Annotated in this window: 11 protein-coding genes; 8 read left to right on the top strand and 3 right to left on the bottom strand. The window is 37.6% G+C overall.

All coding sequences use genetic code 11. The features are described 5' to 3' along the window. Positions 1 to 61: 61 nt before the first annotated feature. The 4 genes from DSM106972_RS53750 (at position 62) to DSM106972_RS23945 (ending at position 3,791) form a co-directional block, all read left to right on the top strand. Positions 62 to 1,219 (top strand): FHA domain-containing protein, encoded by a 1,158-nt coding sequence (locus tag DSM106972_RS53750; protein WP_233787317.1) that lies wholly within the window; start codon positions 62 to 64, stop codon positions 1,217 to 1,219. Between the two features lie 162 nt (positions 1,220 to 1,381). After that, complete coding sequence (locus DSM106972_RS23955; RefSeq protein ID WP_127083046.1) at positions 1,382 to 2,329, top strand: Uma2 family endonuclease; 948 nt, start codon at positions 1,382 to 1,384, stop codon at positions 2,327 to 2,329. Positions 2,330 to 2,476: 147 nt separating this feature from the next. Then, a complete protein-coding gene (locus DSM106972_RS23950) occupies positions 2,477 to 3,328 on the top strand; it encodes a Uma2 family endonuclease (RefSeq protein ID WP_127083045.1) in 852 nt (283 codons plus the stop codon). A 64-nt stretch (positions 3,329 to 3,392) separates the two neighbouring features. Further along, a complete protein-coding gene (locus tag DSM106972_RS23945; protein ID WP_127083044.1) occupies positions 3,393 to 3,791 on the top strand; it encodes a hypothetical protein in 399 nt (132 codons plus the stop codon). 92 nt (positions 3,792 to 3,883) lie between these two features. Here DSM106972_RS23945 and DSM106972_RS52235 read toward each other — a convergent pair whose 3' ends face one another. Continuing rightward, positions 3,884 to 4,057 (bottom strand): hypothetical protein, encoded by a 174-nt coding sequence (locus DSM106972_RS52235; RefSeq protein WP_170213596.1) that lies wholly within the window; start codon positions 4,055 to 4,057, stop codon positions 3,884 to 3,886. A 281-nt stretch (positions 4,058 to 4,338) separates the two neighbouring features. Between DSM106972_RS52235 and pcrA the strand changes: the two genes are divergently transcribed. Then, on the top strand, positions 4,339 to 6,687 hold the full coding sequence (gene pcrA / locus DSM106972_RS23940; RefSeq protein ID WP_127083066.1) for a DNA helicase PcrA: 2,349 nt from the start codon (positions 4,339 to 4,341) through the stop codon (positions 6,685 to 6,687). Between the two features lie 132 nt (positions 6,688 to 6,819). Here the strand turns inward: pcrA and DSM106972_RS53745 are convergent, their stop codons facing one another. Next, positions 6,820 to 7,179, bottom strand: coding sequence for a zinc ribbon domain-containing protein (locus DSM106972_RS53745; protein ID WP_233787316.1), 360 nt, complete (start codon positions 7,177 to 7,179; stop codon positions 6,820 to 6,822). 283 nt (positions 7,180 to 7,462) lie between these two features. Between DSM106972_RS53745 and DSM106972_RS23930 the strand changes: the two genes are divergently transcribed. The 3 genes from DSM106972_RS23930 to DSM106972_RS23920 all read left to right on the top strand — a co-directional run bounded on the left by DSM106972_RS23930 (position 7,463) and on the right by DSM106972_RS23920 (position 11,700). Next, on the top strand, positions 7,463 to 8,023 hold the full coding sequence (locus DSM106972_RS23930; protein ID WP_127083043.1) for a Uma2 family endonuclease: 561 nt from the start codon (positions 7,463 to 7,465) through the stop codon (positions 8,021 to 8,023). A gap of 45 nt (positions 8,024 to 8,068) precedes the next feature. Next, on the top strand, positions 8,069 to 9,712 hold the full coding sequence (locus tag DSM106972_RS23925; RefSeq protein WP_127083042.1) for a purple acid phosphatase family protein: 1,644 nt from the start codon (positions 8,069 to 8,071) through the stop codon (positions 9,710 to 9,712). 227 nt (positions 9,713 to 9,939) lie between these two features. Then, entirely contained in the window at positions 9,940 to 11,700 is a 1,761-nt protein-coding gene (locus DSM106972_RS23920; RefSeq protein WP_127083041.1) for an ArnT family glycosyltransferase, read from the top strand. A 55-nt stretch (positions 11,701 to 11,755) separates the two neighbouring features. Here DSM106972_RS23920 and DSM106972_RS23915 read toward each other — a convergent pair whose 3' ends face one another. Continuing rightward, positions 11,756 to 15,115: a hybrid sensor histidine kinase/response regulator gene (locus DSM106972_RS23915; RefSeq protein WP_127083040.1), complete on the bottom strand. Its 3,360-nt coding sequence runs from the start codon at positions 15,113 to 15,115 to the stop codon at positions 11,756 to 11,758. Between the last annotated feature and the right edge of the window lie 59 nt (positions 15,116 to 15,174).

Here is a 15,174-nt window from a genome sequence, read left to right as displayed (position 1 = left end):
AGCTGTGTTACCTCATGTAGATGCATTTCCGTATTTATATATCTTTACATAGTTTGGTTTATTGGCGCCGACTTACTTACTTCGTAGCTTGAATGAAAGCACATCGGCACTGCCTACTTCTTTACCAGAATTCAACAAATCTTTCCCTGTGGCTTCGCTGCGACTACTTTTCGATAGTGACAAGCAATTACTTTCAACTCCTGTTACTCGTATCGGTCGTACTACAGACAACAACATTATAATTCCTGATTTGTTGGTTTCTAGGCAACACGCTCAAATTATTTGCCGCGATAGTTTTATTGATACTAAATTAGAGCAAAATTACTATTTGCGCGATGATTCAACGGCAGGCACGTTAATTTATCAATCTGGAACATGGCAACGAATTCACCACGAAGAAGTACGATTACAATCAGGAATGCAATTAAAGTTTGGTAGTAGCCGTAGCGATACCTGGGAGTTTATAATTGAAGAAAATTTAGAAAATACCGTCTTACATGTACCTGTTACTCAAGTTAATCAAATAGACGAAGAGCAATCTGTAAGAAAAAATTTAGCTAGTGGTTCACAGGAGAAGCCAAATATTTTGGAAATTCTTAAACATAGTGTAAAATCTGAAGATAGTCTATATTTAAGACTTACAGCAGTCCAGAATATAGCTAAACATTGGAAAGATGACTCTGATTTACCTAGGCTTGAAAATCATATCAGTAACCTTCAAAAACTTATAGATATCATTTATTCCAATCAAACGTTTGTAACATCTCAAATCAAATCAGTTTTAGCTTTGCAAATTCAAGAAGAAACAGTTGCAGTAGATATAACTACTGCCGACGGTTTGGACGAAGCTGAAATTACTGATGTTGAAGATATAATAAAAATCGTTTTCAAGCTAGAAGAAGTTAAACTTGATGGTGAAAATAAATTTATAATTCCATTTTCTCTAAAGGTAAAATGTACACTTTCTTATTTTATGATGAGAGAAGAGTATTCAAATTTGGACGAGGAAGAATTGGAAAATCTTTCAATAGATGATTGTAGTTACCTTTACTATCACGCAGAAAAAGACGATACTCTAGAAGTAGAAGGCTTAGTTTCAATTTGTTTTAATTCAGATAAGCTTGAAACTTTGAAAATATCTGATGATGAAGCATTTGAAATTCTCAGAAATGCGAATGTGGCAATTGATTCAATTGCAAAACTTGAAATTGGCAAGTGATAGCCTAGAGTAATATTTTTTACCTGCTGATAGAATATTTACATTTTTTAATAAATATATTGGCTTTTAGAACTAAATAACTTCATAGTATTTAAATATTATTTTACAGCTAAACATGCTATCTTAAGTTCAGTCTTAATTTAAGTTGAGGTCTTTATAGCCATGACCACATTCAGTAACCAACTTAACGCCGAGATTATCTACCCTTACTCTGATGGTAAGCCAATGGCAGAGAGCGACCCAGCGCGCAATTATTTATTTTACTGTGTTAATGCTTTAGATATATATTTTCAAAATCGTACAGATGTTTACGTTTCAGGGAATCTATTTATCTATTATATACAAGGTGATCCAGGTGCTGTAATTGCTCCTGATGTATTTGTGGTATTTGGAATTAGAAAAAAGGAGCGTCTTAGTTATAAACTTTGGGAGGAAAACAACAAAGCACCTGATTTTGTAATTGAGATAACTTCTGAATCAACCCAAGAAGAAGATGAAACAACAAAACCAAGCAAGTATGCTTCATTAGGAGTTACAGAATATTTCCAATACGACCCAGAAGAACAGTACCTTAATCCTAACTTAAAAGGTTTCAGGTTAAATTCATCCAACACGTATGAGCCAATACAACGAGACATATTACCTGATGGCAGTTTTTCTATACATAGCAGCGTTTTAAATTTAGATTTACGTTTAATATATGACGAACTACGTTTCTTTGACCCTCAAACCGGGGATATGCTTCTAAGCCCTAAAGAGAGTGAGAAAGGTCGGCTTGAAGCTAAACAAAAAGAACTTCAGGCTGAACAAGCAAGAATTAAAGCTGAACAGGAAAAAGATCAGGCTGAACAAGCAAGAATTAAAGCTGAACAGGAAAAAGATCAGGCTGAACAAGCAAGAATTAAAGCCGAACAGGAAAAAAGTCAGGCTGAACAAGCAAGAATTAAAGCCGAACAGAAAAAATTTCAGGCTGAACAAGCTAGGCTTGAAGCTGAGGAATCTCGAAACGGTGCTATACCTGAATTATTAGCTATGGGCTTAAGTGTTGAACAAGTAGCTTCGGCGCTTAAACTTCCTGTGGAGCAGGTCAGGCGCCTTATTAAAGAATAATATTCAATCAAATAACATTTATAACTATAAGCTTAAGTGCAAGTAACCGTCTTTTTGCGACCTATTGTCAAGAGTATATAGTTATTGCTTTGAAGCGAAATATATAATTTTAAGTTAATTCTGAATTAAGTGGGGATACTTATTATTATGACCACATTCAACGACAACGAGATTATCTATCCTTACTCGGATGGAAAACCAATAGCAGAAAGTGACGTGACTCGCGATTGTTTATTTTACTGTGTTGATGCTTTAGATATCTACTTTCAAAATCGTGCAGATGTTTATGTTTCAGCTAATTTATTTATCTACTACACAAAGGGTGAACCGAGTGCTGTTGTTGCTCCTGATGTATTTGTAGTGTTTGGAGTGACAAAAAAGAGTCGTTACAATTATAAACTCTGGGAGGAAAACAATAAAGCGCCAAGCTTCGTGATGGAGATAACTTCTGAGTCAACACAAGAAGAAGACCAAATAGACAAAGCAATCAAGTATGCTTCATTAGGAGTTACAGAGTATTTTCTGTACGACCCACACAAAGATTATCTTGATCCTAATTTGAAAGGATTTAGGCTAAATTTGTCCAATACGTATGAACCAATGCAACAAGATATATTATCTGATGCTACCTTCTCAATTCACAGCGACGTTTTAAACTTAGATTTACGCTTAATTTCTGACGAACTACGTTTCTTCGACCCTCAAACAGGAAATAAACTTTTAAGTTGCGAGGAGAGCTATGAAGCTAGAATTCAGGCTGAACAACTGCTCAAGCATACAGAAGCTAGGCTTGAAGCTGAACAGCAAAAACTTGAAGCCGAAAAAGCTAGGCTTAAAGCTGAACAGCAAAAACTTGAGGCTGAAAAGCAAACACTTGAAATTGAAAAAGCTCTAAATGCTGCTGTACCTCAATTATTAGCTATGGGTTTAAGTGTTGAACAAGTAGCTTCGGCACTATCCTGGTCTGTAGAAAAGGTTAGGCGCTTTATCAAGGAATAACTGACTGCAAGTAGTAAATTAGAATTAGCATAGTGGTTTTAAAGGGTATAGTTACAATGTAGCCATGACAGATAAATTAGACGCTAATAACAGCTTTACTAAAGAGCATATTCGCTTACTATCAAGGCAATTAGACGAAATGTATAAAGATATGAAAGCAGAACGTAGAGAAATTGCTCTTTGGGAGGAGGAGCAGGAATTTTCAATTTTAGGGGTAATGGAGTTATTCTCAACAGATATTCAAGGATATGCTGAACAAGCGATATTAAATACCTCAGATGTCTCATTAAACAGTAAAAATGTGAATCATCTTCGACAACTAAATGTTTTCAATATCGACTATTTTACAAAGTGGTATTTCCAAAACTTAGAAATGTACCCACAAACTCAAAAATATGTTGAGCAACTTGACCACTTGCGTTTGTTGCTGATTGATTATTTGGGAAGTAGCTCGCATTCATAAACATTAACCGCCTAAGTTAGCTATACTTTGAAATATACTCTAGTAAGAACGGGAAGCATTTATGTCAGCGCCCTTCTACCCAAACTACAAAATTAACTATCTGTTGTAAGATTTAATTTGCTTTCTAATTCTTTTACATAATCTTGTAACCTCTCCAACTCATCAACTAATTCCAATACCGAAATTCCAATATCTGGTCTTAGTTCTTGTTTTGCGGTATTGTTAATTTGTGCTTGTGCCCAGTTTTGTAATTGTTCTAAAGTCATTTTCTTATCCTTTTACAATATCAATTCGGTTATTTCACATCTTTCAGGCAAATGGTACTTACAAGGAGCGTTTATTAAGTTGATTATTGTTTTACGTTGGGTTCCGCAAAGCCTCCACCCAACCTACGCGGTATTTAATTCGGCTATCTCACACCAAAAAGGCGCCTATACAACATAATACTTATAACTAAAATCCGGTAGGATAGTGTAGTGTAGCCGATAGCTATACTCATTTATTGTGAGGCTACTTCTGCTCCACACACAGAAATATGTCTATGTCCATGACGACAACTTCTAATTTCCTTAGTCACCTCAACCCCAGTCAACGCCGTGCCGTCGAACACTACTGCGGGCCTTTGCTTGTTGTGGCAGGCGCCGGTTCTGGCAAAACACGCGCTCTGACTTATCGTATCGCTAATTTAATTCTCGAACACAATGTTGACCCTGAGAATATTTTAGCGGTTACTTTTACCAATAAAGCCGCGCGGGAAATGAAAGAACGTATCCAAAAACTCTTCGCCGACCACATGGCGATGCAAGAATATGGAGAAAAGTATGATTTGTTACCTGAGTATGACCAGGTGAAGTTACGTTCGCGCGTTTATAAGAATGTTATTAAAGATATGTGGTGCGGTACGTTCCACAGTTTGTTTTCGCGCATTCTCCGGTTAGATATAGATAAATATCAGGATGAGAACGGTCGCAAATGGAACAAAAATTTCTCTATATTCGATGACTCTGATGTCAACGCAATAATTAAGGAGATTGTTACAAAGCAACTCGACCTTGATGATAAAAAGTTTGAACCCCGTTCAGTACGGTATGCTATTAGTAACGCCAAGAACCAAGGTTTATCACCCAAAGAGTTTGAGCGTGAACAGCCTAATTATCGTGGTCGGATAATTTCTCAAGTTTACAGTTGTTATCAAGATAGGTTAGCGGAAAATAACGCGCTTGACTTTGACGACTTAATTTTGATACCAACAAGATTATTTCAACAAAATAAACAAGTTTTAAATTATTGGCATAGCAAGTTTCATCATATTTTAGTTGATGAGTATCAAGATACTAATAGAACACAGTATGATTTAATTCGCTTGCTATCTACTAATGGTGAAACTGATAAAAATAATTGGAATTGGAATGACCGTTCTACCTTCGTGGTGGGGGATGCAGACCAATCAATTTATTCATTTCGCATGGCTGATTTTACCATTTTAATGGGTTTTCAGGGCGATTTTGGTGATGGTTTAGATGATGACGATACCAGTACGATGGTAAAGTTAGAAGAAAACTATCGTTCGTGTGAGAATATTTTAGAAGCTGCTAATTCTTTAATTGAAAATAATACAGAACGTATTGATAAAGTTCTCAAACCAACTCGTTCTGCTGGTGAGAAAATTTATTTATTTAAAGCTGACGATGAAGTTGTAGAAGCTGATTTTGTTGTTAACCAAATTCGTAAGCTCGAACATGAAAACCCTGATATAGATTGGGGAAGTTTTTCTATACTGTATCGTACTAACGCTCAATCGCGTCCCTTTGAGGATTTATTAGTAAAATATCAAATTCCCTATACGGTTGTTGGTGGGTTTAGATTTTACGACCGTAAGGAAATTAAAGATATTTTAGCTTATCTCAAAGCTGTTAGTAACCCTGCTGATACTGTTAGTATTATGCGCGTTATTAATACTCCTAGACGTGGTATTGGTAAATCAACGCTCGATACACTATCGCGAGCTTCTCAAGAGTTAGGTACTACTTTATGGGAAATTCTCAGCGATGAAACATCAGTTAATACTTTAGCTGGACGTGCTGCCAAAGCTGTAAATGGGTTTGCCGATGTTATTAAAAAGTGGCAAGGACAAGTTGAGACGCTTCCTGTTGCTGAACTTGTGCAGGGAATAATTGAAGATTCTGGTTATGTGCAAGATTTACATACAACAGGAACCGACGAGTCACAAGACAGAATCGAAAACATCCAAGCACTTTATAATGCTGTATTAGAGTTCCAAGAAGAAAACGAAGATAACGCGACTTTACAAGGTTATTTGGAAAAAACTTCTCTTAGTTCCGATTTGGATAATTTGAAAGAGGGTGATGCCGCAGTATCTTTAATGACATTACACGCATCAAAAGGACTAGAATTTCCAATTGTTTTCTTAGTTGGTTTAGAGCAAGGATTATTTCCTAACTACCGTTCTATGCAAGACCCCGCTTCTTTAGAAGAAGAACGGCGCCTATGTTACGTTGGTATTACTCGCGCACAAGAAAGGTTATTTATTAGCCACGCACGCGAACGTAGATTATACGGTAGCAGAGAACCAGCTATTCGCTCCCAATTTCTCGATGAACTACCTACAGAATTAATCGCAACACAACAAGGTGGGCGCCAAGCTAATGTTAGAACTAGTACAAATAATATTAGAAGTGACCGAAGTGGCGCCAGTACAGGAGGTACAGGAACAAAATGGGAAGTTGGCGATATAGTGCTACATAAAACATTTGGAGAGGGTGAAATCACACACGTATTTGACCCAAACAATAAAACCTCTGTAGCAGTTAAGTTTCCAAGTTTGGGGACGAAAATTATTGACCCACGAGTCGCGCAGTTGCAAAAAATCGGTTAATTTTTTATAAGTGGGTTGGGTTGGGTTGGGTTCCGCAAAGCCTCCACCCAACCTACAATTTATGTTTGGGTAATTGCTGCTCTTTTTTTAATTCTCTTCTGTCTGAACGGATGTCATTTAACCCGGTAAAAACTAGTAACATGTACTAATTTCTACTGTGTATTGGGGTACATCCTCCCCAGCCTCAACCGAAGTCGAAGCACTTGTTAAGTCATTTAAAGACTTAATAAAAATGTTAATTGCACCATTCCAATCTCTCGGTAAGGAATGACCACAATGAGGACATTTAAACTTTTTATTTGCTCCCAGTTTTTCATGTACGTGACCACACTTAGAACAAGTTTTTGAAGTATACTCTTCAGTTACATCATGTACAACGCAACCTCGTTTGAGTGCGTGAAACTTAAGAGTTTGTTTAAACCTATAATGTGACCAAGTAAGCATGTTTCTGCTGACGCGCGAAGCTATTTTTCTTTTCTTCTTCACAACCATTTTGGAAGTCTCAAACGTGGGAAGAAAAATGTGTTTATAGTTTTTAGTTAAGACAACAGAAGCTTTATTATGAACTTCGTTAGTGAGATTCCTTATCCGAGTTCTTATCGCAACAGAAAGTTTCCTTAATTTCCAGCGTAATCGCTTATTACTTCTACCTTCGGACTTAGCAATTAGAGATTGTAACTTATCTAAACGTTGACAGAGAATTACTATTTTGGATATAGTCCTCGTTTAAAATATAATACAAGAACCCAAATAAAAAACTTACTAGAATTGTTGTATGGTACGTACACCATCTAAGCCATTGACGTTAGAAGAGTTTCTAAAACTACCAGAAACTAAACCTGCTAGCGAATACATTGATGGAGAAATCATTCAAAAGCCAATGCTACAAGGAAAACATAGTACTATTCAAGGTGAATCGGTTACTGCTATTAATGCTGTAGTTAAGGCGCCACATATTGCACGAGCATTTCCTGAACTACGTTGTACATTTGGCGGTCGCTCAGTTGTACCAGATGTGTCGGTATTCACTTGGCAGCGCATACCACGTGATGTAAATGGGGAAATTGCTAATGTATTTCCATTCGTTCCAGATTGGACGATTGAAATATTATCTCCCGAACAAAGTCAAACAAAAGTAACAAAAAATATTTTACACTGCCTAAAACATGGTACACAAATGGGTTGGCTGATTGATCCAGACGAGCAAACGGTGTTTGTTTATATAGGCGAAACAGTACAACTATTCGATGAACCTCAACAACAATTACCCGTACCAGCTTTTACAAGTGAATTTAAATTAACAGTAGCAGATTTATTTGGCTGGTTGCTAGAGTAAGCTATTGATGGTATTTAGCTTCTGATAATATTTGCTCTTATATATATGTCATCTACCTTAAAACTACTAACCGACCCTTTCCTACAACTTCCAACTCCTACAGGAATACATGTTGTTTGGTTTACAGAGTTCGCTGGTTCACAACATACAGTATATTACGGCGAAAATCTTAATCTAAGCACAGGCGCCACTACAACCAAACTCACTCGTACCCGCGAAGACCAAAATTCACGAGTTGGCAACCAAAGCGAAGACAGACAAATTTACAAACAACCCGTTACCCGCGATATTTGGCGCCACGAAGCCAAAATTACCAATTTAGCTCCCGGTGTACGAGTAAACTATCGTGTTACAAGCACTGATAACGGCGCCACTGTAACTAGTGATGTATTTACTTTGGCGCCTCTCCCAGTTATTAATACCCCTTTAAAAATTCTTCTCACATCTGACCATCAAATCAAGCCAATGGTCGCGGCAAATTTACAAAAAGTTACAAAAGCAATTGGGAAAGTTGATGCAGTTTGGTTTGCAGGTGATTTAGTTAACATTCCTGACCGCGCGAGCGAATGGTTTGATGATAACCGAGGTAATGCTTTTTTCCCTTGCTTACAGGGACGCGGTAATTACGAAATGGACTGGGATGGAACGAAAATAACTTATACGGGTGGAGAAATTATACAACATGCTCCCATGTTTACCTGTATTGGAAATCATGAATTAATGGGACGGTTCGCACGTGAAGATAGTTTGAACAAAGAATTTGACGATACTATTCCTCGTAATATCGCGCGTAAGTTATATGGAGAAGAATATTTAAAAGATAATTCCTTCAACACCGATACATACGAAGAAATTTTTACTTTGCCTGAAAGCGAAACCGGAGGCAAAACTTATTACGCTACTACCTTTGGTGATATACGTTTAGTAGTATTGTATGCTACAAATATGTGGCGGTTTGTATCAACCGAAGATGGACGTAAAGGTAAGTATGGAGAACCAAAAGATGATTTAGAAAACCCAGAAAATTGGGGTTATGGGCAAATTATTTATGAACCGATAGCAAAAGGAAGTACACAGTATAACTGGTTGGAAGCAGAATTAAACAGTTTGGAATTTCAACAAGCTAAATATAAAGTAGTAATGCTGCACCATCCACCTCATACACTCGGTGATAATATTGTTCCTGCTTACACTGACCCAGTACAAATTATCGAACACGATGATAACGGTAATATTAAAGATGTGCGATATGAATATCCCAAAAATGCAGATTATTTAATGCGTGATGTAATACCGTTACTCGAAGCAGCAAAAGTACAACTTGTATTTTTTGGACATTCGCATTTGTGGAACCGTTTTACGAGTGCATCGGGAATGCATTTTATTGAAACTTCTAATGTCGGTAATTCTTACGGCGCCGCTTTTGGTAACCGTAAGCGTGGTAATGTGCCTACTATGGGCAGCAATGATTATATTGAAATGGGAGACCCTAACGGTTTAGAACCTGTTATACCTACACTGGCGCCGATGTTTAGTGAAGAGGGCGGCAAAATGCCTTATATTTCAAGTAATGAAGTTACTGTGTTTAGTATTTTTGATACTGAAACATCTACAATAAGCAGTTATCGATTTGATACCCGTAAGCCAGAAAGCGAAGTGATTAAGTTTGATGAGTTTAAATTAATTTAATTTCTCTTGTGGGGTAGGCATCCCTGCCTGCCCTATATTAACAAAATTAATGTTGGGTTCCGCTGTTGCTCCACCCAACCTACGTTTTGATACGTTTTGCTATATTACTATATGGTTAATTAAAGGAGAGGCAACTATTATTATGTAGCTTACGACATTGACTTATATAGTACTGTGAATATTGATTAAATTAATTATAAACTCCTGACTGTTGAATATATAGAATAATGATTAATCGTGCTTTAGATGATTGGTACCAGTATATTAATAAACGTCCAGCCCTTGCTGTGGTTTATTCTGTGTTATGGGTGGTCTTGGTTTGTGGGTTGGCGTTTTTTTGGCATTTGGGTAGTATCGGTTTGATTGACGAAACTGAGCCTTTGTTTGCTGAGGCTTCACGGCAAATGATAGTGCGTAATGATTGGATAACGCCTTTTTTTAATGATGAAACAAGATTTGATAAACCTGCTTTGGTCTATTGGTTTCAAGCTATTGGATATTTAATTATAGGTGTAAATGAATGGGCTGTGCGTATTCCTAGCGCTGTTGCGGCTATGGCAACGATAGGTTTATCTTTTTATACTTTACAGTGGTATTTTTTAAAGCGAGATGCGTTAGAGGGTGTTAAATTGCCGACTCGTCGCTGGTTTATTCCTTCTTTAGCAGCAGCAATGATGGCTTTTAATACGTCGATGCTCGTTTGGGGTAGAACGGGTGTTTCTGATATGTTGCTTACTGGTTGTATAGCTTCGTCTTTGCTTTGCTTTTTTCTTGGCTATGCGAAACAGCAGGAAGGAGAAGCAAGTAGTGGTTGGTATTTTGCTTTTTATGTTTTGGTTGCAGGCGCCATTTTAACTAAGGGGCCTATTGGTATAGTGTTACCAGGTTTAGTAATTGCGGCTTTTTTATTTTATCTTGGTAACTTTTTTGAGGTGCTGCGAGAAATACGTCTGATTCCGGGTCTATTAATTATTTTTGGGTTATCGGCGCCTTGGTATATGCTTGTGATTTGGCGCAATAATGATTATATAGATTCATTTTTTGGCTATCATAACGTTGAACGCTTTACTGATGTTGTAAATGGACATCAGGCACCTTGGTTTTTCTATTTTCTTGTAGTATTGCTCGGTTTTGCGCCATATTCCGTTTATTTACCGAGTGCGATGCTTAATTTAAAGTTTTGGCAACGAGAAAATTGGCGCCATAAACCCAGAGTTGAACAACTTAGCTTATTCGCGTTCATGTGGTTTTTATGCGTATTTGGCTTTTTTACTATTGCTGTTACAAAACTTCCTAGCTACGTTTTACCTTTAATGCCTGCTTGCGCTATACTTGTGGGGATATTATGGGCTGATGTTTTAACCAAGTCCCCAACTCCTGGGTTTCGCTTCAGTGCTTGGGTTAATATAATTTTTGTCTCCGCTTGTTCTGTTGCCTTGTTCTATGTTCCTAAACTACTTGGTTATGACCCTGCTGCACCAAATATTGCTCAAACTATACAACAATCAGATATTACGGTTGTCAGTGGTATAATTTGGCTTGTTTGTGCAATAGTGTTAGCGTTTTTAGTGTTGAAAAAATACTGGGTTGCTTTAATAGGTATTAATTTAATTGCATTCGCTTTATTTTTAGTGTTTGCTTTAACACCAGCATTATTTGTTCTAGACGGTGAACGACAGCTACCTTTACGTAAATTATCTGCTGTTGCTGTCCAAAACATTCAACCCCAAGAAGAACTTATTATGGTTGGCTTCAAAAAACCTACCGTAGCTTTTTACACTCAACGCCATGTTAATTACATTAGGACGAATGAAGCTGCGAGCCAGTATATACTAAATAAAACTGCCAAAAATACTTCTTCATCGGTATTAGTTTTAACACAACCGAAAAAATTTTTAGAAATGGGGTTACAACCAACTGATTATAAGGTTTTGGGTGATAGCGGCGCCTATCAATTAGCAAGGGTCGCAAAGAAACCTGGTTTCTAAGCAAAATAGTCGTTTTTATTACAAGTTATCATAAAGAAACCAGGTTTCTAGGTTTCTAAGATTTTAAAATTTTATGAATTTCATGTAGTAAATCTTCCATCGAAATAGAACGAGGTAAGGTTTTAGCGGTTGACTTTGCTGACGTGTGAGTTGATACTATTGAAATTAGATTCTCTTGGTTCTCGTTAGTGTTTACACGTCGGTCAAGTATTAACATTGGTGGTAAATTAAAAGGTAACTTCTCTAAGGTTTTAAGTGTAGAAATTATTTGCTTTTCTGGCGCCGATTCTTCTAAACAAACCACCATTAAGTCAATACTACGATGGCGAATTTGCTGTAATAATTCAGACCATGAGCGACAAGGTGCTGTTTTAAAGCCACCTGTTTGTAAATACTGAATTAATGCCTGCATCCATTCAGAAGCACGTGCTATACTAGTGTTATCACTTAGATTTCCTAAATGCTTTTCGACGCGATGATTACGCAAATGTGTATTGCGCGCTTCGGGTAAATCTGGCAGTATGGCAAAATCGACTACTAATATACTAGGTGGGCAAGATATCCCTGCGGCTATTTGCAACACCGAAAGAAGTGTGTTGATATTAAGAGTATTTTTTTCCTCGTTATCCAAGGGAGTTAAACAGGGAAAAACTGAAAGTCCCGAAATTTGGGAAGCAACTTGAGCAGCTTCAACGTTACATGTCACCAGTGGTAAAGTTGCTAAACGAGGATGTTGACTTATGGTGTCGAGATATTTTTTAGCTGTTTCAATCGGAGCATCTAAAAGCATAACATCGAATTGCCAAACCCGTGCTAGCAACTCTGCTTGTTCGAGGTCGTCAACTTCGATAACGCGATGGTCAGGTAGTGAAGGTTGGTTACTAACTAGATCAGGATTTACAAGTCGCAAAATTCGTAGTGGAACGTTCGCAGGAATTACCTCTATATTTTCTCCAGTTTGTTTTTTGACTTCGGGTGAAACTGATAAACTGTCTAATAATGGCGCCAGCATTTGATGCTGTACAGGTAAACGTAAAAATCCATCCGCACGATTTGCAAAAGCTTGTTCTTTCTCAGCAACAGTCGCAGTTACAATTACAGGAATGTGACGTGTGGCATTTTCTGATTTGAGTAATGTTAGTACATCCCAACCTGATAATAGTGGTAGCAGTGGGTTGAGAAATATTGCTTTGGGTTGTAACCTACGCGCTTTTTCGACTGCTTCACATCCAGAACGCGCAATAGCTACACGATACCCCATTCCAGTTAGGTGTTCCGTTAACTCCTCTATATATCTACCTACTGCTTCGACTAATAATATTAATCTTTGTGAGGAATCATGGCGCCCTCTAACGTTACCTGTTGTCTCAAAATTATTTTTTGTAGACGGTACTGCATCAAAAAATGATTGACGTTTTAAGTTGATATCTTGCTGGTAGCTATATATTTTATCTTGCAATTTTTCTGTAGCAAGCTCTTTACGTCCATGAGGGTCGAGTGAGTTTTCTGTAAAACCTGCTTTTGGAGGACTTGGAGGAAGCAAAAGCGTAAACTGACTACCTTTACCTTCTCGTGATAAAAAGCTAACATCACCTCCATGAAGTCTCGCTAAAGCACGAGTTAATACAAGTCCTAACCCCGTACCCTCATACTGACGGGTTAATGGATTTTCTAACTGTTGAAATTTCTGAAAAATTAAATGTTGTTGGTGTTCAGGTATACCAATTCCTGTGTCCCAAACAGTGAAGGCAACCCAACCTTCCCAATAGTTAACACGCAAACCAATTTTGCCACCACCTTCGGTAAATTTGAAAGCGTTAGAGAGCAAGTGGACGAGCATTTGCCGCAACCGCTGCTCATCAGCAATAATTTCGTCTAAACCTGGTTCTATAAATAAATTAAATTCGTGGTTTTTTTCTGATTGTACTTTACTCGATGAGGCGTGAATCGTTTTGCTTTCTGTTAAAGCTAGGTCACATACTGTTTTAATTTTGACAGAACCTAATAATAACTCCATTTGCCCGGTTTCCATTCGGGTCAAATCAAGAATATCATTAACCACACTCATTAAATGGCGCCCGCTTTGATGAATAAGTCCAGCGTAACGTGCTTGCCGTTCATTTAATTCACCTAACTGTTGGTCAATTAAAAGTCGAGATAACCCAAGAACTGCGGTTAAAGGGGTTTTGAGTTCATGACTAATACATGCCAAAAACTCGTCTTTCAAACGGTTCATTTGAATCAAATCAGCGTTTTTTGCCGCTAATTCTTTACTGAGTTGCTGCTGTTCGGTAACATCAGTTGCTAGCACTAACCATAATCCACCACCATAACTAACAATTGAATTTAATTGATGCCCATCAAGTAATGAAACAAAATGCCTGGAAGGAACTTCATAAGTTGAACCGTTTGAGGACTGGATATCCTGAGAGGTGTTTACATAACTTTGTCTAATATTATTTGCGGCAATTTCGGTTTCCGTTGAAAGAGATTCCTCCAATACCTTAATTTCAGGACTATCAAGGGGAATTTTTGCGAACTGCCATACCCGTTCTTGACCGCTTTGCACTTCAACTACACAAGTACAAGTTCCTAACTGACTATCAAGGACACAACGATTATTTTTGGCTTTGCTACGTCTTTTACTTGAAGTTGATTGTGTGTTACGACTCGTAGTACGTGGTTTGATACCATCTGACAAAATTGTCTCGACTTCTTGCCGTACTCCATCTGGGTCTTTTAATACTCCTAACTGCTGCCACCATGCTGGATTTTGCGCCACAATATCACCAGCACTCGTTTGCAACATTAAAGGCCAAGGTAAACGTTCGAGCAGTTGTACTAACGATTGATATTGTTGAGATTTTTCTCTTGCCTTTAAAGAACTATTTAACGTCAGACTTGATGGTTGTGATGGTTTGAGAGCAGGATTTTTTTTACTTGTGCGTGCTGACGATTGCTTTTTCGTTTTATTACTACTATTGGAACTATTATTGACTATTAACTTGTTCAAATGCTTAAGCAATCGAGTCGTGTCAACTAATCCTACATACTTTCCATAAGAATCTATTACAACTATAGATGTATCACTGTCGCCTGGTGAATATAAAACTTGACTAAATTCTTGAATTGTTGCTTCTATGGATACTACACGTATCGTTTTAATAGCATGATTGAATGTGAGAATTTGGTGCTGCAAATTTTGGGCAGACTGTCCTTGTGTGACGGCTAGCACTTGCGGCAACAAACTTGCTAAATGTACAATTCCGGTAGGCGCCCCAAGTTCTGAGACAACAACTAGCCGTTCGGAATTTTCAGATTCAAAGATGGACAATACATCCAAAAGAGTTGTGGATTGCCAGCAGATAGGAACGGTTATAATAAACTCATCAAGCGGATATTCTAGCATTGGCATTTTTTTGCTCTCGTCATTCTGGTTCCGCAAGCTAAAACTGTAACAAATAGCACCCTTGG

The sequence above is a fragment of the Dulcicalothrix desertica PCC 7102 genome (assembly GCF_003991905.1).
In the GTDB taxonomy this organism is placed as follows: domain Bacteria; phylum Cyanobacteriota; class Cyanobacteriia; order Cyanobacteriales; family Nostocaceae; genus Dulcicalothrix; species Dulcicalothrix desertica.
Note: the sequence above shows the minus strand (reverse complement) of the source record. Positions and strands in the feature narration are given on the sequence as shown.

Coding starts and splice junctions, on each gene's coding strand:
- DSM106972_RS53745 (WP_233787316.1), bottom strand. CDS start 7,179: ATGGTTGTGAAGAAGAAAAGAAAAATAGCTTCGCGCGTCAGCAGAAAC.
- DSM106972_RS23945 (WP_127083044.1), top strand. CDS start 3,393: ATGACAGATAAATTAGACGCTAATAACAGCTTTACTAAAGAGCATATT.
- pcrA (WP_127083066.1), top strand. CDS start 4,339: ATGACGACAACTTCTAATTTCCTTAGTCACCTCAACCCCAGTCAACGC.
- DSM106972_RS23930 (WP_127083043.1), top strand. CDS start 7,463: ATGGTACGTACACCATCTAAGCCATTGACGTTAGAAGAGTTTCTAAAA.
- DSM106972_RS23920 (WP_127083041.1), top strand. CDS start 9,940: ATGATTAATCGTGCTTTAGATGATTGGTACCAGTATATTAATAAACGT.
- DSM106972_RS23925 (WP_127083042.1), top strand. CDS start 8,069: ATGTCATCTACCTTAAAACTACTAACCGACCCTTTCCTACAACTTCCA.
- DSM106972_RS23955 (WP_127083046.1), top strand. CDS start 1,382: ATGACCACATTCAGTAACCAACTTAACGCCGAGATTATCTACCCTTAC.
- DSM106972_RS23915 (WP_127083040.1), bottom strand. CDS start 15,115: ATGCCAATGCTAGAATATCCGCTTGATGAGTTTATTATAACCGTTCCT.
- DSM106972_RS52235 (WP_170213596.1), bottom strand. CDS start 4,057: ATGACTTTAGAACAATTACAAAACTGGGCACAAGCACAAATTAACAAT.
- DSM106972_RS23950 (WP_127083045.1), top strand. CDS start 2,477: ATGACCACATTCAACGACAACGAGATTATCTATCCTTACTCGGATGGA.